Source organism: Peribacillus sp. NPDC046944, assembly GCF_050272735.1.
Classification (GTDB): Bacteria; Bacillota; Bacilli; order Bacillales; family DSM-1321; genus Peribacillus.
In genome coordinates this window covers 175,388-195,693 of sequence record NZ_JBNNML010000002.1, presented here as the reverse complement: position 1 = coordinate 195,693, position 20,306 = coordinate 175,388, and the positions used below count along the sequence as shown (strand labels likewise).

Sequence of the window (20,306 nt, the reverse complement as noted above, 5' to 3'; positions counted from 1 at the left end):
GTAATTTGCAAAAGATAGAGTAGGAGGAAAGCATGGAAAACGCTACATATAGTAAAATTACAGAAGAAATTTTGGATGAAAAAGTATGGCTGATGTTAGGTGAGGGAATTATTAAAATCTTCCTTGTTCTCCTCTTATCGCGTATTATTATAAGAATAGGAAAGACGGTGCTAAATAAATTTTTTCTGGTCCGAACCAGAACCCCCCTCCGTGTCTCGGAGCGGAGAGAAACGACGCTCATTAAGTTACTCGAGAACGTCATTACATATGTTGTGAATTTCATATCCTTGATTATGATCCTTGAAATTTGCGGACTCGATGTGAAGGCTTTACTTGCTGGGGCTGGAATTATTGGACTCGCAGTAGGGTTTGGAGCCCAAAGTTTGGTCAAGGATATTATTACAGGATTCTTCGTCATTTTCGAGGATCATTTCTCTGTCGGTGATTATATTAAAATCAATACTTTTGAGGGTGAAGTCCTTGAAATTGGGCTACGCACAACCAAGATTAAGAGTAGTAAAGGGGAATTGCATCTCATACCGAATGGGAGCATCACGCAAGTAACAAACTACTCCATATTGAACAGTAAGGCTGTGGTGGATGTGACCATCCCTCATGACGGATCCGTTGAACTTGCTGAAAAGGTATTAATCCGACACTTAGGTGGTTTAGCGAAAAAATATGATGATTTAGTCAGAAACCCTGAGTTACTGGGAATCGAGACAATTACTCCAGAAGAAATCGTATTGCGTGTGACGGCTGAAACAAAGCCAATGCGCCATTCTGAAATGAGTAGGATATTGAGGAAAGAAATCAGTACTGCCCTTGAAGAAAGTGGAATCCAATCTACTTACAAAGGCAGTGAGTCATAAAAGCTGGGGGGGCCACATGTTTATGGAAGAAAAAGAATTTGCATTGAATGATGTTGTCGAAATGAAAAAGCCACACCCATGTGGAATCAATAAGTGGAAAATCATCCGATTGGGCATGGATATCCGGATTAAATGTGAAGGTTGTGGACACAGCGTAATGTTGCCCCGGCGTGAGTTTTCCAAGAAAATGAAAAAAGTTTTACTAAAGCATGAGGAGTGATCATGCTTTTTCCATGTATAGATGGCATTTCTGTCTCTCAATGATTTACTTGTCTTTTCAGGAAGTGAAATCTATAATTGGGAAAGGTTTAGGTATTGGGTGTATCTTTAGTAATGATTTATCTAGTAACACTTATGAACGAATTATCTTGAAGGAGTGAAATATAAATGGCTTTAACAGCTGGTATAGTCGGTTTGCCTAACGTAGGTAAATCCACTTTGTTTAATGCAATTACTCAGGCAGGTGCTGAATCGGCGAATTACCCTTTCTGTACAATCGACCCAAACGTCGGAATTGTAGAAGTACCCGATTATCGTCTGCAAAAATTGACTGAACTGGTCCAACCGAAAAAAACCGTGCCAACGGCATTTGAGTTTACAGATATTGCTGGGATTGTAAAGGGAGCGAGTAAAGGGGAAGGTCTAGGCAATAAATTCCTATCCCATATCCGCCAAGTAGATGCGATTTGTCAGGTTGTTCGTTGCTTCGCTGATGATAACATCACTCACGTTTCAGGAAAAGTAAATCCGATTGATGATATCGAAGTCATCAATCTTGAATTGATTCTTGCTGACCTTGAATCTGTGGACAAGCGCATCGATCGTGTTGGAAAGATGGCTAAACAAAAAGATAAGGGTGCCGTGGCCGAACATGAGATTCTTGTTGCATTGAAAGAAGCTTTAGAAGCTGAAAAGCCTGCACGCTCAGTCGAATTCACTGAGGAACAGTTGAAAATCGTGAAAGGCATGCACCTCCTAACAGCGAAACCAATGCTTTACGTGGCAAATGTAAGTGAGGATGAAGTGGCAAATGCGACTGATAATGAGTTCGTGCAACAAGTCCGGGAATACGCCGCGACGGAAAATGCAGAAGTTATCGTAATTTGCGCCAAAATCGAAGAGGAAATAGCCGAGCTTGAAGGTGAAGAAAAGGAAATGTTCTTATCTGAGCTAGGCATCGAAGAGTCAGGTCTTGATAAATTGATCCGTGCTTCATACAATCTATTAGGGTTGGCCACTTACTTTACGGCTGGAGTGCAGGAAGTGCGTGCCTGGACGTTCCGTAAAGGTATGAAGGCTCCTCAATGTGCGGGTGTCATCCATACAGACTTCGAACGTGGCTTCATTCGTGCCGAAGTCGTCGCTTATGATGATTTGCTAGAAGCAGGTAGCCATAGTGCAGCAAAAGAAGCAGGAAAAGTACGACTAGAAGGTAAAGAATATATAGTGAACGACGGAGACGTTGTCCACTTCCGCTTTAACGTATAATATAAAGAGACTCCGCAGATTCATTCTGCGGAGTCTCTTTATACTATAGGAAGATACATTCGACACTCGTTGCAAACCTAGTTTAACTATGCTATAATTTATTCTTGTGAGTAATTATAAAAAATTGCTCCTTGCCCAAATGGGCCGCTTAGACCAAAAGGAGGTGACAGTGATGAGAAAATACGAAATTATGTATATCATCCGTCCAAACATTGAGGAAGAAGCTAAAAAAGCTTTAGTTGAACGTTTCAACACAATCCTTACTGATAATGGTGCGGAAGTAGAAGCAAAAGAATGGGGTAAACGCCGTCTTGCATACGAAATCAATGATTTCCGTGATGGTTACTACATGCTTCTTAAAGTTAACGCTGAAAGTGCTGCGATCCAAGAATTCGATCGTCTTGCTAAAATCAGTGAAGACATTATCCGTCATATGGCTACTAGAGAAGACGTTTAATTCAATATTTAATATAAATTCTAATCTAGCTTCTTGTAAGCAAGGTTGAAAACTAGGGGTTGATTCTGATGATGAATCGCGTAGTTTTGGTAGGACGCTTAACTAAAGATCCTGAATTACGATATACACCTAATGGAGTTGCAGTGGCTACCTTTACTTTAGCAGTGAATCGTACTTTTACGAATGCACAAGGTGAACGTGAAGCGGACTTCATTAATTGTGTAGTTTGGCGTAAACCGGCAGAAAATGTGGCTAACTTCTTGAAAAAAGGTAGTTTAGCTGGCGTGGATGGACGTGTCCAAACGCGTAATTATGAAGGACAAGACGGCAAACGCGTGTATGTGACGGAGATTCTGGCTGAGAGTGTTCAGTTCCTTGAACCACGAAGCAGTTCAGCGGGTGAAAGAAATGATGGCGGTTCTTACGGTGGCGGTCAAAAAAGCTATAACAACAATAATGGCGGCAATGATCAAAATTCGTATGGACAAAATCCTAATCAGAATCAACGGAATAACAACAACTACACTCGTGTAGACGATGATCCATTTGCAAATGACGGTAAAACCATCGACATTTCAGATGACGATCTTCCGTTTTAAACAGCTGTTTAAAACGAAAATCCTAAAGCAGGGAGGGAAATTATTATGGCAATGGGTGGACGTAAAGGACGCGGTAAGCGTAAAAAGGTTTGTTATTTCACATCAAACGGTATCACTAAAATTGATTACAAAGATACAGACCTTCTTAAAAAATTCGTCTCAGAACGCGGTAAAATCTTACCACGTCGTGTGACTGGCACTAGCGCTAAATATCAACGTAAATTAACGATTGCTATTAAACGCTCACGTACTATGGCATTACTTCCATACGTATCAGGTGAATAATAACAACGGAGCGCATTGAGGAGAAATCCTTGATGTGCTTTTTTGTATATTTGCCCAAATGGTCCTTTTTCATTTGAAAAAACGATGCGAGCCCCAACTTCCTTCATCTTCGTTCTACAGTTTCTACGTGATTTGCTTCATTTTAGCTAGTTATTGTATTTAAAATTCGTGATCGGCCTGTTTTGCAAAAAAAATTTAACTAACAATGAAGAGAACTCCTATTTTTAAAGCTGATTTATCTGGAAAAAAGAATGGGAAGTTTGAAATATCCTGGGCTTAACGGATACAATATGTTGAGAAAGATACTTCATGATTTTATGATAGGGGGGATTCGGTTGAATAGTGGTAGAAAAATCGCTGAGGGCGGTGCTCTTTTAGCGTTATATTGTATATTATTACTCATTACAATATATATTCCTTTGTTGGGATTTATAACTTTTTTCTTTTTGCCGATTCCTTTCATTCTGGTGACCAGTAAGCAAAAGCTTTCGTGGTCAGTTGGATTCTTGTTTGTTGGATCGTTATTAACCATTTTAATCGGTAGCGTCTTATCCTTGCCAATGACCTTGCTAATGGGGGCGACGGGCATTGTGATTGGTTCCTTCCTGAAAAGGGATAAACCGATGACCCCTATGTTCATCAGTGCTGTCCTTACGTTCCTAGGTGGGATATTAGTGACCTATGCTGCCACAGTAGTGTTATTTGGAGTTAATTACATAGAAGAAACCATGACGGTAATGGAGGAATCCATTGATTCTTCTGCGAAAATCATGGAATCATTTGGTCAGGCCCCAACTGAAAAGATAATCCAAGGCATGCACGACTCGATAAGTACCTTGACTACGCTGATTCCGAGCTTGCTCGTGATTACATCTATCATCATGGTATTATTGATATTCTTAGCGGCCCACCCCATACTTAAAAGGTTCAGTGATAAATCCCTGAATTGGCCTCGTTTCCAAGATCTTCGCCTTCCAAAAAGCCTTTTATGGTATTATTTAATTACAATGCTTTTGGCTCTTTTTGTGAATATGGACAACAAAGATTTTGTATATATGGCCATAACGAACCTATTTTTCATTCTTCAATTTTTCATCATGATTCAAGGCTACTCACTCATATTTTATTTCAGCGATGTCAAGGGCTGGGCTAAGGCTATACCCGTTTTGATAGTGGTTGCCTCATTGTTGCTGCCGATATTCGCAATCCTCATCCGTTTTTTAGGTATAATAGATTTAGGATTCCCTTTTCGGGAGACGATCAAGAAAAAGGAATAGTCTGTTAAACAGATGCTTTTAGGAGCTGAAAATATGCCATCTTATTTAAAGGATTATTCGGTTAAGGCCCTGCTATACGGGTTGCTCGTTGCAGGATTGATATTTTTGGGCGTACTGGCTTACTATAATTGGGTTATTGCACTAATTGGATTGTTGATTCAAGCCGGTTTGTTTTATTTAATATTGAAAATGGAAAAAAGAAAACAAATCAAGACCGAAGAATACATCACGACGTTATCCTACCGGTTAAAAAAGGTGGGAGAGGAAGCCTTATTGGAAATGCCGATCGGGATCATGCTCTTTAATGATGATTTTTATATTGAGTGGACCAATCCATTCCTCGCCTCATGCTTTAGTGAAGACTCACTGGCAGGAAGGTCTCTTTATGATATGGCGGATTCACTTGTCCCGCTCATAAAGCAGGAGATTGAAACAGAGACGATTACGCTTTATGACCGGAAATTCAAAGTGGTCCATAAACGCGAGGAACGCCTTCTTTACTTTTTCGATGTAACGGAGCAAGTGGAAATCGAAAAACAATATGAAGAAGAGAGAACGGCCATTGCGATTATTCTGCTGGATAATTACGATGATTTGACGCAGGGAATGGAAGACCAACGTAAAAGTAGTATAAATAGCTTGGTTACCTCGTTGCTGGATAAGTGGGCAAGGGATAATGGGGTATTTTTCAAGAGGGTTTCTTCTGAACGGTTTATTGCGGTCTTTAATGAACATATCCTGCAGCAGCTGGAAAATGATAAATTTTCAATCCTGGATGAAATCAGGGAAACGACCGCTAAACAGAATGTCCCTTTGACGCTTAGCATTGGAGTGGGATCTGCTGTTTCCTCCCTTCCAGAGCTGGGGACGCTTGCTCAATCGAGCCTCGATTTGGCCCTGGGCCGCGGTGGGGACCAAGTAGCGATTAAACAGGCAAGCGGGAAAGTGAAATTCTATGGCGGTAAAACCAACCCTATGGAAAAGCGTACGAGGGTGCGTGCACGCGTCATTTCTCATGCCTTAAAGGATATCGTCCTAGATAGCGATAAAGTCATTGTCATGGGCCATAAAAATCCCGATATGGATGCCATAGGTTCTGCCATAGGCATTTTGAAAGTGGCACAGATGAATGAACGTGATGGGTATATAGTAATCAATACAAACGAGCTAGATAGTAGCGTCTTGCGTTTGATGGAAGAAATCAAAAATAAAGAGGATTTATATGGGCGATTTATAAGCCCTGACGATGCACTCGAGATGGTCACGGACGAGACGCTACTCGTCGTCGTCGATACCCACAAGCCTACAATGGTGATAGAAGAAAGATTATTGAATCGGATTGATAAGGTGGTCGTCATTGATCACCATCGTCGTGGTGAGGAATTCATCAAAAACTCCCTGCTTGTCTATATGGAGCCCTATGCATCTTCGACAGCTGAGCTGGTGACGGAGCTACTTGAATATCAGCCAAAACGCAGTAAAATTGATATGCTGGAGTCGACGGCGCTACTTGCTGGGATCATTGTCGATACGAAAAGTTTCACTTTAAGAACCGGTTCACGTACCTTCGATGCAGCTTCTTATTTAAGGGCCCACGGAGCGGACACGGTACTGGTACAGAAATTTCTTAGGGAAGATGTGGACACGTATATCAAGCGATCCAATTTAATTAAAGAAGTTGCGTTTTATAAAAAGGGTCTTGCGATTGCTTCCGCAAAATCCGAACAGAACCATAATCAGGTCCTGATCGCCCAGGCCGCTGATACGCTTCTGATGATGGATGGTGTTACCGCTTCCTTCGTTGTGGCTAAACGGTCTGAGGATACAGTTGGCATAAGTGCCCGTTCCCTAGGTGATGTCAACGTACAGGTTATCATGGAAACATTGAATGGCGGCGGTCACTTAACGAATGCCGCCACACAGATGGTCTGCTCCATTGAAGAAGCGGAGAGCCAGTTGAAAGCAGCAATTGATGAATATTTAGAAGGAGGACGAAAAGAATGAAAGTTATATTTTTAAAAGACGTTAAAGGTAAAGGGAAAAAAGGGGAAGTCAAAAACGTTGCGGATGGGTATGCCCATAACTTCCTGATTAAACAAGGATTGGCAATCGAGGCGAATAACTCCAATGTAAAAACATTGGAAGCTCAGAAAAACAAAGAAGATTCCCTGGCTGCCGAAGAACTTCAGCATGCAAAAGACTTGCAGGTGGAAATTGAAAAATTGACTGTCGAATTATCCGCTAAAGCCGGTGAAGGCGGGCGTTTATTCGGTTCTATCACGACGAAGCAAATAGCTTCAGAACTTCAGAAAAAGCATGGTATTAAAATCGATAAACGTAAAATGGAGCTTGCCGAAGGAATTCGCTCATTGGGGCATACGAAGGTTCCTGTGAAGCTACATCCAGAGGTTACAGCGACTTTAACTGTGCAAGTGAAAGAAATTAACTAATTTTAGTGGTTTCATATCTGAAAAAAATTGATAGAATAGAGAGAGACGAAAAAAATGTGATTGGGCTATGTTGTCCTGTCACTTTTTTTCTTTTTCAACTAAATCTACGAATTAATTAATGAAAATATATCCTCTTAGATTGGGAGGTTTTAAGATATGATAGAGCAATTTCAGGATAGAATTCCCCCTCAAAACATAGAAGCGGAACAAGCGGTGCTAGGGGCCATCTTCTTGGAGCCATCTTCGCTGACCGTTACTTCGGAATTGTTGATTCCAGAGGATTTTTATAGAAGTTCGCATCAAAAAATCTTTAACGTCATGATCAAGTTGAATGACGAAGGTAAAGCCGTTGACTTGATTACGGTAACGGAAGAACTTTCCGCCACGAAGAATCTTGAAGAAGTGGGTGGAGTGTCTTATTTAAGCGAACTGGCTGGATCGGTCCCTACTGCAGCCAATATCGAATATTATGCCCGAATCGTGGAAGAAAAGTCATTGCTCCGTCGTTTGATCAGGACAGCAACGAACATCGCCCAGGAAGGCTATAGCCGTGAGGATGAAGTCGAGGAGCTGCTCGGGGAAGCGGAAAAGACGATCATGGAAGTGGCACAGCGTAAAAACGCCGGTTCATTTCAAAATATTAAGGACGTTTTGGTTCGAACCTATGATAACATCGAGATCCTGACCAACCGCAAAGGGGATGTAACTGGAATCCCGACGGGTTTTGCTGAACTGGACAGAATGACGGCGGGATTCCAGCGGAATGACCTCATCATTGTTGGAGCCCGTCCTTCTGTTGGTAAAACGGCTTTCGCTTTGAACATTGCCCAAAATGTCGCAACCAAAACGGATGAAAACGTCGCGATTTTCAGTTTGGAGATGGGTTCCGAACAGCTCGTCATGCGTATGCTTTGTGCCGAAGGAAATATCAATGCTCAAAATTTAAGGACTGGTGCCTTAACAGATGAAGACTGGCGCAAGCTGACTATGGCAATGGGAAGTTTGTCGAATGCCGGTATCTATATTGATGACACCCCAGGAGTCCGTATTGGGGAAATCCGCTCTAAAAGCCGTCGTTTGAAGCAGGAACATGGTCTTGGGATGATATTGATCGACTATCTACAATTGATTCAAGGAGATGGTCGTTCAGGCGATAACCGACAGCAGGAAGTATCGGAAATTTCCCGTTCACTGAAGGCCCTGGCCCGTGAACTTCAAGTGCCTGTCATTGCCCTTTCCCAATTATCCCGTGGAGTGGAACAACGGCAGGATAAACGTCCGATGATGTCGGATATTAGGGAATCAGGAAGTATAGAGCAGGATGCCGACATCGTAGCATTCCTGTACCGTGATGATTATTATGATAAAGAGTCCGAGAATAAAAATATCATTGAGATTATCATTGCAAAACAAAGGAATGGCCCAGTTGGCACGGTTTCACTGGCATTCGTCAAAGAGTACAATAAATTCGTGAACCTCGAACGGCGATTCGATGATGATTCGATGTCTCCAGGAGCCTAATTGACTTTCTATATTTGGAACAAAGCCCACTATCTCTGGTGGGCTTTTTTTACAATAAGGTGAAAGTTTAAAGGAGTTTGGGCAAAGAATAAGGAGAACCGCCAAGGGAGAAAGTGAATCCTTGCTAAAGTTGCACGGATTCCTTATTTGGGGATGAAAAAGTGTATAAGTAAAGTATGAAAGTCACTTAATAACGAACAAATTTATTATTAATTTATGTAATGTTCGTATTTTATGTTGACTTCCCTTTGGGATTATTGATAAAATAGGTTTGTTTGATAAGAACCGGTTAAGAATCGGTATTACGTGAACCTTTGGAGGTGCTTTTTTCAGATGTCATCAGTTGTAGTAGTTGGTACACAATGGGGAGACGAAGGTAAAGGTAAGATAACGGACTTTTTATCCCAGAATGCAGAAGCCATAGCTCGTTACCAAGGTGGTAATAATGCAGGACATACGATTAAATTTAACGGAGTAACATATAAACTGCATTTAATTCCTTCTGGAATTTTTTATAGTGATAAGATTTGTGTCATCGGGAACGGAATGGTAGTCGATCCGAAAGCACTTGTAGAAGAGCTTGCTTATTTACATAGTCATGGTGTAAGCACGGATAATCTTCGCATCTCGAACCGTGCTCATGTCATCCTTCCTTACCATATTAAATTGGATGAAGTGGAAGAAGATCGCAAGGGTGCAAATAAAATTGGAACGACGAAAAAAGGAATCGGCCCTGCTTACATGGATAAAGCCGCTCGTAATGGTATCCGTATGGCAGATCTTTTGGACCGTGAAATTTTCGAGGAAAAACTGAATCAAAATCTTGTGGAGAAAAACCGCATGTTTGAACGTTTTTACGAAACGGAAGGTTTTAAAATCGAGGATATTCTTGAAGAATATTATGAGTACGGACAACAAGTGCAAAAGTATGTTTGTGATACTTCCGTTGTATTGAATGATGCACTTGATGAAGGGAAACGCGTCTTGTTTGAAGGGGCTCAAGGAGTCATGCTTGATATCGATCAAGGAACATATCCTTTCGTTACTTCCTCGAATCCAGTCGCAGGTGGAGTAACAATTGGTTCAGGTGTTGGACCAACGAAAATCAACCATGTTGTCGGTGTGTGTAAAGCTTATACAAGCCGTGTTGGCGATGGTCCTTTCCCGACAGAACTACAAGACGAAATTGGCAATCAAATCCGTGAAGTTGGACGTGAGTACGGAACAACTACGGGTAGACCACGTCGTGTCGGTTGGTTTGATGCCGTAGTCGTTCGCCATGCCCGTCGTGTAAGTGGAATCACTGATTTATCGTTAAATTCCATTGACGTGCTTTCAGGACTTGAAACGGTGAAAATTTGTGTAGCTTATGATTATAAAGGTGAAATCATTCATGAAGTGCCGGCTACTTTGAAAGCAATCGGAGAATGTAAGCCCGTTTATGAAGAGCTACCAGGTTGGTCAGAAGACATCACAGGATGCAAATCATTGGATGAATTACCTGCTAACGCCCGTCACTATGTGGAGCGCGTATCTCAATTAGTAGGCATTCCGTTGACTACATTCTCCGTCGGTCCTGACCGCAATCAAACAAACATCGTAAGAAGCCCTTGGCGTTTAGCATAAGAGGTATAAAGAAGTCGACTAAGTGCGGCTTCTTTTTTTACTTAGTTGGTAAAAAAAGACCTGTTTAATTGGAGTTAGATATATATAAAAATATATGAATTTAAATTTATTTTAAAATACTATTGCACAAACCATAAATACTATGATAATATAAAAAGCGTCGTCACAGTAGAACAACGTTAAGCGACATTGCAAGACATACGGATTACATTCATTAGTACGAGCCATTAGCTCAGTTGGTAGAGCATCTGACTTTTAATCAGAGGGTCGAAGGTTCGAATCCTTCATGGCTCACCATTTTTCTCGGCCCATTGGTCAAGCGGTTAAGACACCGCCCTTTCACGGCGGTAACACGGGTTCGAATCCCGTATGGGTCACTTTTCTTCTTAATTATATGTTTGATGGTCCCGTGGTGTAGCGGTTAACATGCCTGCCTGTCACGCAGGAGATCGCGGGTTCGATTCCCGTCGGGACCGCCATTTTATTTTTTACATGATTCTTTCATAATGAAAAATGGAATATTTGGCTCAGTAGCTCAGTCGGTAGAGCAAAGGACTGAAAATCCTTGTGTCGGCGGTTCGATTCCGTCCTGAGCCATTCTTTTGTAAAGTGCCCTAGGGCGCTTTTTTTGTTTGCTTTAAAATTAAACTGTCTTAGCCCTTTAAAGGAAATCTCTTTGATGGCACTTCTGTTAAGTGTTTGTTATTAGATTGTAACAATGTTAATGCCACCCTTAGTAACCATCGACTCGTCACCCCAACCAGGACCTACTTTCCACGTGGAAACCATACCTTCGCTGCTCTTTTGCAAAAAGAGCGATTTGGCACTTGTTGTCACTATTTATACATTTATATTACAATACGAAGTCTATTTCTTGATTTTTTTTTCATTATGGTAAAGTTATGAGTGGAAAAAAAGAAATTAATCATGTGTATATAAATTTTGAAAACAAGGTAATTTATCTTAATTTTTTGATTAGTTTCTTAAGGGGCCCACGGGCCGTTAAGGGGGACAATAAATGTTCAGCTCAAAAGGCAAAGGAAGTTTCCTGTTGATGGTTTCCATCATCTTATTGCTTGCAGGGAATCGTGCTACGGCTGCGGAAATTCAAAAAATCTCCTCCATTCAGCATGTATATGTTGATGACGAGTTCATTGGCAGCGTGAGTGATGAATCCGAAATAGAAAAAATGATACTAGCTAAAATAGTCGAAGCAGAGGCGGATTATCCCGAATACACATTCGATAAGGAAGCACAGATGACATATGTGCAAGAGAATGTATTTAATGCAGAAATAGATGATGAAGAAACCTTAAAGGTACTCGAGGAAGAGTTTGCTGTAAAAGCGGAGGCTTATGAAATCGCCATTGATAATCAAGTAGTTGCTTACGTTCCCTCCAAGGAGGATGCACAGGAGGTTTTAAAAGAGATTCACCTATTATATATAGATGAGGGTGAATTGGCCGAATATGAAGAGAGTCAGGAAGCTGGAGTTTTAAATCAGCCCATGGCTCTATACGAGCAAGGAAGCAGGATACTGTCCATTGAATACTCAAAGCCGATCTCCTGGAAGGAAACGATTATGGAACCGGATAAGCTCATGACTGTGAAGGATGCCATTTCCTTGATAGAAAAAGGAAAGAAGGAAAAAGTCATCTATGAGGCAACTGGAGATGAAGAACTTGAGGAGATTGCCGATCAGTATGATATGTCCCTAGGACAGCTTTTACAGCTTAATTCAGAACTAGAAGAGGGCAAGAGGCTTCATAAAGGGCAAAAGGTCCGTGTGACGGAGGTAGCTCCTTTTGTGAATGTGCTGGTAGAAAGAGAAGTATTGAAAGAAACTGAAATTCCTTTCGAGAGAAAAGTAATAAAGGATAAGAACCTATTGAAGGAAGAATCTGTCGTTGAGCAAGAAGGACAGGAAGGCGTTCAGGCATTCACGTATAAACTCACTGAAACAAACGGTGAGCTCTTAAGTGAAACGATCGTGAAAAAGGAAATTACCGCGGCAACACAAAATGAGATAACTAGAAAAGGCACGAAAATCATTCCTTCAGAAGGGAGCGGAACCTTTGCATGGCCTGCTGATGGGGGCTATATTTCAAGCAAACAAGGACATCGTTGGGGCAAGCTTCATAAGGGAATAGATATTGCTAGGCCAACCACCAGAACTATTACGGCAGCTGATCATGGCACTGTTGAGTTTGCCGGTAACGCCGGGGGTTATGGTAATAAGGTGACCATCAACCATAACAATGGGTACAAGACGGATTATGCTCACTTAGAATCAATAGACATCGAAGCAGGACAGAAGATTGAAAAAGGAATGCCTATTGGTAGAATGGGCTCGACAGGCAACTCCACTGGCGTTCACCTTCATTTTGAAATCTATAAAAATGGTGTTCTCGCAAACCCGTTAGATTATATAAGCCAATAGAAGTCTTCGAGACATTTTTCGAAGACTTCTTCTGCTATCTTCATAGATGAGAATAATAGGTAAAAGATGATTTAATGCCTGTAAAATGATAAAGTAGAAGAGGTACAATGTGCTCGATTTAGGTGTTTTGACCGTTTTTTAGGGAATATATAGTGTGAGGATTTGCATTACTAGTACGAAGGTCAGTATGAACATCAGGACAATACGAATAAACGTCCCGGATAAGGACATGTTTTTTATAGAGTAAAGTTATGCTTTAAAAGGAGATAGGTAGATGGATAAGAAAATTCTAGTAGTGGACGATGAAAAGCCGATTGCAGATATTTTACAATTCAATTTAAAAAAGGAAGGGTACGATGTTTCCTGTGCATATGATGGCAATGAAGCTCTAAAAATGGTGGAAGAGCTTCAACCTGATTTGATTTTACTCGATATCATGCTTCCACAGCGTGATGGGATGGAAGTTTGCAGAGAAGTAAGAAAGAAATATGAAACGCCAATCATCATGTTAACAGCAAAAGATTCGGAAATCGATAAAGTCTTAGGATTAGAGCTTGGTGCGGACGATTATGTGACGAAGCCGTTTAGTACCCGGGAAATAATTGCTCGGGTAAAGGCAAACTTAAGACGTCAACAAGCCGTTCCGGTGCCAGATCAAGAAAATGAGCCAAAAGAAATTACAATAGGCAATCTTACCATCCATCCTGATGCATATGTCGTGTCTAAGCGTGGAGAGACGATCGAGTTAACGCACCGAGAATTCGAGCTGCTTCATTATTTAGCTAAACATATTGGCCAGGTCATGACAAGGGAGCACTTATTGCAAACTGTGTGGGGATATGATTACTTTGGCGATGTCCGAACTGTCGATGTAACCGTTAGACGCCTCCGTGAAAAGATTGAGGATAACCCAAGTCACCCAGGTTGGATCGTAACTAGACGAGGGGTCGGTTATTACCTGCGTAACCCTGAACAGGAGTAATATCTATGAAAAAGGTTGGTTTTTTTCGTTCAATTCATTTTAAATTCGTCCTGATTTATGTGTTGCTTATTTTCGTAGCCATGCAAATAATTGGGGTGTATTTTGTCGGGGAATTGGAAGAAAATCTCGTCGGGAATTTCACAAAGTCGATCAAGGGCCATGTTAACCTGCTTACCTATAGCATTGGGGAAGAAATGGAGAAATCGAGGGGGGAGGAAGACCCTACCCTCGAAGAAGCCATTAATACGGTATTGAAAGATCGCGACAACTCAACGAATGATATTTCGGAAGTGCGCGTTATCGATACCCGCAGCAGGCGGGTGATTGGGACGTCCGATCCCGGTAACCAAGAGATTGTAGGAAAGAAAACGACACTGCCGATCATCAAGAACACGTTGACTTATGGTGGCGAGGATCATGAAATATATAGAGATCCGAATACTGGCAGGCGTGTATGGGTCCTTTCAACACCCATTGAAGCGAATGGTACGGTGATAGGAGCGGTCTATGTCATTGCGGAGATGGAGAATGTCTTCGAACAAATGGATGAAATCAACGCCATTTTCATGACTGGCACGGCCATCGCTCTGGCCATAACAGCCATTTTGGGGATTCTGCTTGCGCGGACCATCACACGGCCAATGTCTGATATGAGGAAACAGGCGTTGGTGATGGCCAAAGGGAATTTCTCACGAAAGGTAAAAGTATATGGCGATGACGAAATAGGGCAGCTAGCCGTTACCTTCAATAACTTGACTAAGAAACTTCAAGAGTCGCAATCGAGTACGGAAGGGGAGAGACGGAAGCTTTCATCTGTTCTCACCAACATGACGGATGGCGTTATATCGACGGATAGGCGTGGCCGGGTGAATTTGATAAATGAACCTGCCGCACAGCTTTTGAATGTCTCACGTGAAGCCGTCATGAACCAACCAATCATCGAATTGTTGGGACTTGAGGAAGAATATAAATTCGAAGATTTACTGGAAGAAAGGGAGTCCATCATCCTTGATTACAGCAAAAAGGGTCAACCGTTTATTTTAAGAGGGAATTTTTCCGTCATCCAAAAGGAAACGGGCTTCGTTAATGGTTTGATTACAGTGCTCCATGATATTACGGAGCAGGAAAAGATAGAAGGGGAGCGAAGAGAGTTTGTCGCTAATGTATCCCATGAGTTGCGTACGCCGCTCACGACGATGAGAAGCTATCTCGAGGCATTGGCTGAAGGTGCCTGGAAAGATGAAGAGATTGCCCCTGCCTTTTTAAGTGTCACACAAAATGAAACGGAGCGGATGATCAGGCTTGTAAATGACCTGTTACAGCTTTCAAAAATGGACAGTAAAGATTACCGGCTTAAAACCGGATGGGTGAATCTGAATAAGTTCTATGACCATATTATCGATCGTTTTGAAATGACGAAAAATGACGATATTACTTTTAAAAGAGACATACCAAAAGACGCGTATTTTGTCGACATTGATGAAGACAAGATCACCCAGGTTCTTTATAATATCATCTCGAATTCCTTGAAGTATTCTCCTGAAGGAGGTCAAGTGACATTCCGTATCAGGCCAAAGGAAAACTTTATCGTGATTAGCGTAACCGATCAAGGTGTCGGTATCCCTAAGAAAGTGATCGATAAGATTTTTGACCGATTTTACCGAGTGGATAAAGCGCGGGCAAGGAATCTTGGAGGGACTGGACTTGGGCTGGCGATTGCAAAGGAAATGGTCGTTGCCCATGGAGGAAAAATTTGGGCGGAAAGTGTGGATGGAAAAGGAACTACAGTGTTCTTTACACTTCCTTACGAACAGGAAGAAGAGGATGATTGGGCATGAATTTTGAACGTGCGAAAAGTATCATACTGATTATTTTAGTTGGGACAAGCGTTTTCTTGACATGGAGTATTTGGACGTACGAGCCTGAATATAAAAAAATCGATGAATCCGATCTGATTAAAATCAAGAGTGATGAACAAATTGTCAGTGATGTCATAAAACCCGTCAGTGTTCTTTTTCATCGTAACGGACAGCATTTCCAGACAATCGATCCCGAAAAAATCGAAAGAATGGAGAAAGAGTTTTCCCAATGGACGTTTAGTGATATAAAGCAGATGTCATTGAAGATGATTCAAAGGGACTTCGATGATTTCGTCCATGAGGATAGATCAATCGAGATCAACTTTTCCGATGATGTACCGATGTCTTTATATAAAACGGTACTGGATGTAAAGGACGAAGATATGGCGAGCTTTACCTTTGACCGGATCGTGATCAAGCAGAAGGATATCAGCGGTGACCAATCAGCCGTTTATTTCGTTTCTTATGAACATGAACAAATCCATCAAGGAATGGTCCCTACTAAGGACCTTAGAAAGTTCAGTGAGAAGTTCTATAATAAAAGTTATCCTACCTATACAGCTCATACGTTACATGATAAAAGGACGATTTTTGTTCCGGAAAAGCCCGTGGAAGTCAACCGATATCAATATTATATAGATTATCTGGACGTTAAGAATCTGAAAGATGCCTTATTCAGTAATCCTAAATATGTTCGTCAAGAAACGGTAACCCGAGGCGAGGAATACTCCGACGGAACAAGACTGTTGTCAGTCAACAATGAAAATTATATTCTCTCGTATATAAACCCTGCCCAAAAGAGTAAAGTGTTCAGCAGTTCTAGTGAGCTGTTGGAAAAAAGCATTGATTTCATCAATGATCATGCCGGGTGGGAAGGTAGTAATTACCGATTTGATTATATGTCGGAAAATGAGCAGCGTGTGGTATTCCGTTTATTTATAGATGGTTATCCAGCTTTCAACGAATATGGAATGACTGAAATCGAGCAGATTTGGGGGAAGGAAGATATTTATAGTTATCAACGTCCCTACTTCTCATTGGCTTCCGTCTTGCCATCAGAAGGATCTGTAGTGACCTTGCCTACAGGAAATGAAGTGTTGAACCAGCTGGAAGAGAACGGGAACATCGATCTCGATAGTGTGCAAGATATTTCAATAGGTTATAAGTTAAACAAATCGTTGGACTCTAAACTCGTTACTCTCGTTACACTGGAACCAACTTGGTATTACCGTTCCGGTGAAAAGTGGTTGATTGCGCCTGTTGACGAAAATGCAGGAGGCGATAACGATGGATTGGAATAATACAAAATCCATATTCATAATGGTATTTTTCATATTGAATATATTTTTACTGTATCAGTTTCTTGAGAAAATCAATGATAACCAATATGAATTCATTGCAGAGTCTTCCTATGAGGAAGTTCTAAAAGAAGACGAGATCAAAACCATTCCGCTCTCGAAGCAAAAGGTAAAGGATCAATTCTTAATTGCAAAAAGTAAAACATTTGATAAGAAAGAACTAAAGAATCTAAACAACCAGAAAGTAAATATTATAGATGGGAATAAGCTGGTCGGTTCATTAAAAACGCCCATCAGTTTAGGCAAAGAAATTCATCCCGCGGATGTTACCATATTCCTGAAGGATCACATTTTATACGGAAGTGAATATGGGTTTTGGAGCTATGATAAGGATAATCAAACCATCATTTGCTATCAGGTTTCCGACAATAAGATGTTTTTTAACAACAGTAAAGGAAAGGTCACTTTGTATCTGAATAAGGAAGCCGAAGTGACCTCCTATGAGCAGACATATTTAGTGGGAATTGAAAAGTTCAATAAACCGAAGGAGCTGTATTCCGACCTGGATGCTGTTTATGCCTTATATAGTCATGGTGATATCGTATCAAAAGACGAAGTTACGGACGTAAAGCTTGGGTTTTATAATTCGTTGCAAACCACATCGTTCTCACATCTTCTTGTACCGACATGGTGGGTAGTCGTGAACGATGAAACGGATTTATTCGTAAATGCGTTCGATGGCGAAGTGATTGAGTTAAATACAGAAGAAAAAATACTGGAGTGAGTATAGATGACTATGCATTTTAGTGTACTCGCAAGTGGGAGTACGGGAAATGCCTTGTTCGTGGAGACGGAGGACCAATCTTTCCTTGTCGATGCGGGATTGAGTGGGAAAGCCTTGGAAGGATTATTTCAGGATATCGGCCGAGATATGTCCAAGCTTTCTGGAATCCTGGTTACGCATGAACATAGCGACCACATTAAAGGTCTGGGAGTCGTCGCTAGAAAACATAAGCTCCCCATATATGCGAATACAAAGACATGGCAAGCAATGGAGCGTTCCATCGGGGAGATTTCTCCTGAACAGAAATTCGCCTTTGAAATGGAACAAGTCAAAACCTTTGGAAGCCTTGATATTGAATCGTTTGGTGTATCTCATGATGCTGCCGAGCCGATGTTTTATGTGTTCCATCAGGGAGGAAAAAAACTTGTGGTCATAACCGACACAGGTTATGTCAGCGATCGGATGAAAGGCATCATCACGAATGCTGATGCCTATGTGTTTGAGAGCAACCATGATGTGTCCATGCTTCGGATGGGTCGATATCCATGGAGCATCAAGCGCCGGATTTTAAGCGATGTTGGACATGTATGCAATGAAGATGCTGCCCTTGCCATGAGTGAAGTGGCAGGGGACAAGACGAAACGGATATACTTGGCCCATTTAAGTATGGATAATAATATGAAAGACCTTGCAAGAATGTCAGTGGAGCAAACCTTAAAAACGAAAGGGATTATTGTTGGCGAGCAGTTTTCGCTCTACGATACGGATCCCAAAAGACCAACAGAGCTTGTTACACTATAATGAGTAAAGGAATGAGTGGGGAAACCTGCTTCATTCCTTTTTTATTTTTAATGGGTTAGTTAGTAAGGGGATTAAAAAGGGTATTGGTTGGTTAGTACTGAATGAATAGAAAAATGATGATAAAAAAAGAGGCAGTAAGCTAAATATGGCATACATTTTTTTAGATATTTCTTGTTAATTGAGTATAATTAAGGGTGGATATCAAACACTAGTAATTGCTATAATTCATTCCTAAAAAGAGAGGATGGAGCGGTCTTGGAGAACGAAGAGAACCAAAATAAACAGAAAAAAGGAAGCCGTACAGGTTATTTTCTATCAGGCTTAGGAGGCGCCATCATTGGGGCCCTGCTGATTTTATTAGCATTCCCGGGCGGTGGGGTATTAAATGATGAAACAAACCCAAACCAGACGGAAAATTCAACGGATGGTGAAGAGGCCAAGCCAATTCAGCAGAAAGTTTCCGTAGAGGTCACAAGTGCTGTCACGGGTGCGGTTGATAAGGCAAGCGATGCAGTTGTTGGCATCTCCAATATTCAGGAAACTTCCTTCTGGGGCGGAAAAGGCAACGAAAGCAGTTCAGCCGAAGCGGGTACTGGATCTGGAGTCGTATATAAAAAGGATGGTGGCAAAGCCTATATTGTCACGAACAATCATGTTATCGAGAATGCTAATGAGTTAGAGGTCACGTTAAGTGATGGAACCAAGCTACCTGCCGAGCTACAAGGAAGTGACCCATGGACGGATTTAGCTGTCGTGGTAGTGGAAGCGGATAAAGTTAAGACGGTAGCAGAGTTTGGCACAACCGAAAAATTAAAGCCAGGTGAACCCGTCATAGCGATCGGTAACCCGTTAGGACTTCAATTCTCTGGATCCGTTACACAAGGAATCATCTCAGGAGTAGAGCGTACCATTGAAGTGGATATCGATGAGGACGGTCAGGTAGACTGGAATGCAGAAGTTATCCAAACCGATGCGGCGATTAACCCAGGAAATAGTGGCGGGGCCCTCGTAAACATGTCCGGTCAGGTCATTGGGATCAATTCCATGAAGATTGCGGAAAATGCCGTAGAAGGCATTGGTCTATCCATCCCGATTGATTCAGCGATTCCTATTATCAGTGATATTGAGAAATATGGTGAAGTGAAACGTGCCTACTTAGGTGTCAATCTGGCATCAGTTGAGGAAATTTCACAGTATCATCAGCAGAATACATTAAAATTGCCAAACAAAGTAACCTCTGGTGTGGCTGTGACTGGCGTTCAAAGTAACTCACCAGCGGCAAAAGCAGGCCTAGAGGAATTTGATGTAATTGTTGGTATGGATAATGAAAAAATTCATGATATCGTTGAATTGAGGAAGTACCTGTACAATGAAAAGAAAATTGGCGACACTGTAAAAATCACTTATTACCGAGATGGGAAAAAGGAAACCGCAGAAATTAAGCTTTCAAGTGGAGAAATCTAAAAGCAATAAAGCAGGGGAGTTTTGCTTTCCCTGTTTTTTTGCTTGTGTTTTTATTATCGTTTGATACCATTACTTGTGGATATTTTGCCGAATATGATGAATA

Annotated in this window: 18 protein-coding genes and 4 tRNA genes; all 22 read left to right on the top strand. The window is 41.4% G+C overall.

Annotation, left to right across the window (positions count from 1 at the left end):
- Positions 1-32 precede the first annotated feature (32 nt).
- The 22 genes from ACQKIC_RS03955 to ACQKIC_RS03850 all read left to right on the top strand — a co-directional run bounded on the left by ACQKIC_RS03955 (position 33) and on the right by ACQKIC_RS03850 (position 20,203).
- Positions 33-872 (top strand): mechanosensitive ion channel family protein, encoded by an 840-nt coding sequence (locus ACQKIC_RS03955; RefSeq protein WP_402869949.1) that lies wholly within the window; start codon positions 33-35, stop codon positions 870-872.
- Between the two features lie 22 nt (positions 873-894).
- Positions 895-1,092: a DUF951 domain-containing protein gene (locus ACQKIC_RS03950; RefSeq protein WP_402869952.1), complete on the top strand. Its 198-nt coding sequence runs from the start codon at positions 895-897 to the stop codon at positions 1,090-1,092.
- Between the two features lie 167 nt (positions 1,093-1,259).
- Positions 1,260-2,360, top strand: coding sequence for a redox-regulated ATPase YchF (gene ychF, locus ACQKIC_RS03945; protein ID WP_402869955.1), 1,101 nt, complete (start codon positions 1,260-1,262; stop codon positions 2,358-2,360).
- Between the two features lie 172 nt (positions 2,361-2,532).
- Positions 2,533-2,817 (top strand): 30S ribosomal protein S6, encoded by a 285-nt coding sequence (rpsF, locus tag ACQKIC_RS03940; protein WP_402869958.1) that lies wholly within the window; start codon positions 2,533-2,535, stop codon positions 2,815-2,817.
- Positions 2,818-2,885: 68 nt separating this feature from the next.
- A complete protein-coding gene (gene ssb / locus ACQKIC_RS03935; protein ID WP_427591667.1) occupies positions 2,886-3,416 on the top strand; it encodes a single-stranded DNA-binding protein in 531 nt (176 codons plus the stop codon).
- A gap of 45 nt (positions 3,417-3,461) precedes the next feature.
- The gene (gene rpsR / locus ACQKIC_RS03930; protein ID WP_053348323.1) at positions 3,462-3,701 is read left to right on the top strand and encodes a 30S ribosomal protein S18; all 240 of its coding nucleotides are present in this window, start codon (positions 3,462-3,464) and stop codon (positions 3,699-3,701) included.
- Between the two features lie 335 nt (positions 3,702-4,036).
- Complete coding sequence (locus ACQKIC_RS03925; RefSeq protein WP_402955085.1) at positions 4,037-4,978, top strand: YybS family protein; 942 nt, start codon at positions 4,037-4,039, stop codon at positions 4,976-4,978.
- Between the two features lie 33 nt (positions 4,979-5,011).
- A complete protein-coding gene (locus tag ACQKIC_RS03920; RefSeq protein WP_427591668.1) occupies positions 5,012-6,982 on the top strand; it encodes a DHH family phosphoesterase in 1,971 nt (656 codons plus the stop codon).
- Entirely contained in the window at positions 6,979-7,428 is a 450-nt protein-coding gene (gene rplI / locus ACQKIC_RS03915; RefSeq protein WP_402869967.1) for a 50S ribosomal protein L9, read from the top strand. The genes ACQKIC_RS03920 and rplI overlap by 4 nt, the downstream gene beginning before the upstream one ends.
- 156 nt (positions 7,429-7,584) lie before the next feature.
- Positions 7,585-8,949, top strand: coding sequence for a replicative DNA helicase (dnaB, locus tag ACQKIC_RS03910; protein WP_402869969.1), 1,365 nt, complete (start codon positions 7,585-7,587; stop codon positions 8,947-8,949).
- A gap of 333 nt (positions 8,950-9,282) precedes the next feature.
- Complete coding sequence (locus tag ACQKIC_RS03905) at positions 9,283-10,575, top strand: adenylosuccinate synthase (protein WP_402869971.1); 1,293 nt, start codon at positions 9,283-9,285, stop codon at positions 10,573-10,575.
- 221 nt (positions 10,576-10,796) lie between these two features.
- Positions 10,797-10,872: transfer RNA gene (locus ACQKIC_RS03900), tRNA-Lys, on the top strand.
- 8 nt (positions 10,873-10,880) lie between these two features.
- Positions 10,881-10,952, top strand: a tRNA-Glu gene (locus ACQKIC_RS03895).
- Positions 10,953-10,978: 26 nt separating this feature from the next.
- A tRNA-Asp gene (locus ACQKIC_RS03890) sits at positions 10,979-11,054 on the top strand.
- A gap of 45 nt (positions 11,055-11,099) precedes the next feature.
- Positions 11,100-11,172, top strand: a tRNA-Phe gene (locus ACQKIC_RS03885).
- Positions 11,173-11,593: 421 nt separating this feature from the next.
- The gene (locus ACQKIC_RS03880; RefSeq protein ID WP_427591669.1) at positions 11,594-13,015 is read left to right on the top strand and encodes a peptidoglycan DD-metalloendopeptidase family protein; all 1,422 of its coding nucleotides are present in this window, start codon (positions 11,594-11,596) and stop codon (positions 13,013-13,015) included.
- A gap of 274 nt (positions 13,016-13,289) precedes the next feature.
- The gene (yycF, locus tag ACQKIC_RS03875) at positions 13,290-13,997 is read left to right on the top strand and encodes a response regulator YycF (RefSeq protein WP_402869975.1); all 708 of its coding nucleotides are present in this window, start codon (positions 13,290-13,292) and stop codon (positions 13,995-13,997) included.
- A gap of 5 nt (positions 13,998-14,002) precedes the next feature.
- The gene (walK, locus tag ACQKIC_RS03870) at positions 14,003-15,835 is read left to right on the top strand and encodes a cell wall metabolism sensor histidine kinase WalK (RefSeq protein WP_402869978.1); all 1,833 of its coding nucleotides are present in this window, start codon (positions 14,003-14,005) and stop codon (positions 15,833-15,835) included.
- On the top strand, positions 15,832-17,157 hold the full coding sequence (locus ACQKIC_RS03865) for a YycH family regulatory protein (protein WP_427591670.1): 1,326 nt from the start codon (positions 15,832-15,834) through the stop codon (positions 17,155-17,157). The genes walK and ACQKIC_RS03865 overlap by 4 nt, the downstream gene beginning before the upstream one ends.
- Complete coding sequence (locus ACQKIC_RS03860) at positions 17,144-17,938, top strand: two-component system regulatory protein YycI (RefSeq protein WP_402869982.1); 795 nt, start codon at positions 17,144-17,146, stop codon at positions 17,936-17,938. The genes ACQKIC_RS03865 and ACQKIC_RS03860 overlap by 14 nt, the downstream gene beginning before the upstream one ends.
- A gap of 6 nt (positions 17,939-17,944) precedes the next feature.
- Entirely contained in the window at positions 17,945-18,739 is a 795-nt protein-coding gene (locus ACQKIC_RS03855) for an MBL fold metallo-hydrolase (protein WP_402869984.1), read from the top strand.
- A 255-nt stretch (positions 18,740-18,994) separates the two neighbouring features.
- On the top strand, positions 18,995-20,203 hold the full coding sequence (locus ACQKIC_RS03850; RefSeq protein ID WP_402869987.1) for a S1C family serine protease: 1,209 nt from the start codon (positions 18,995-18,997) through the stop codon (positions 20,201-20,203).
- Positions 20,204-20,306: the final 103 nt, after the last annotated feature.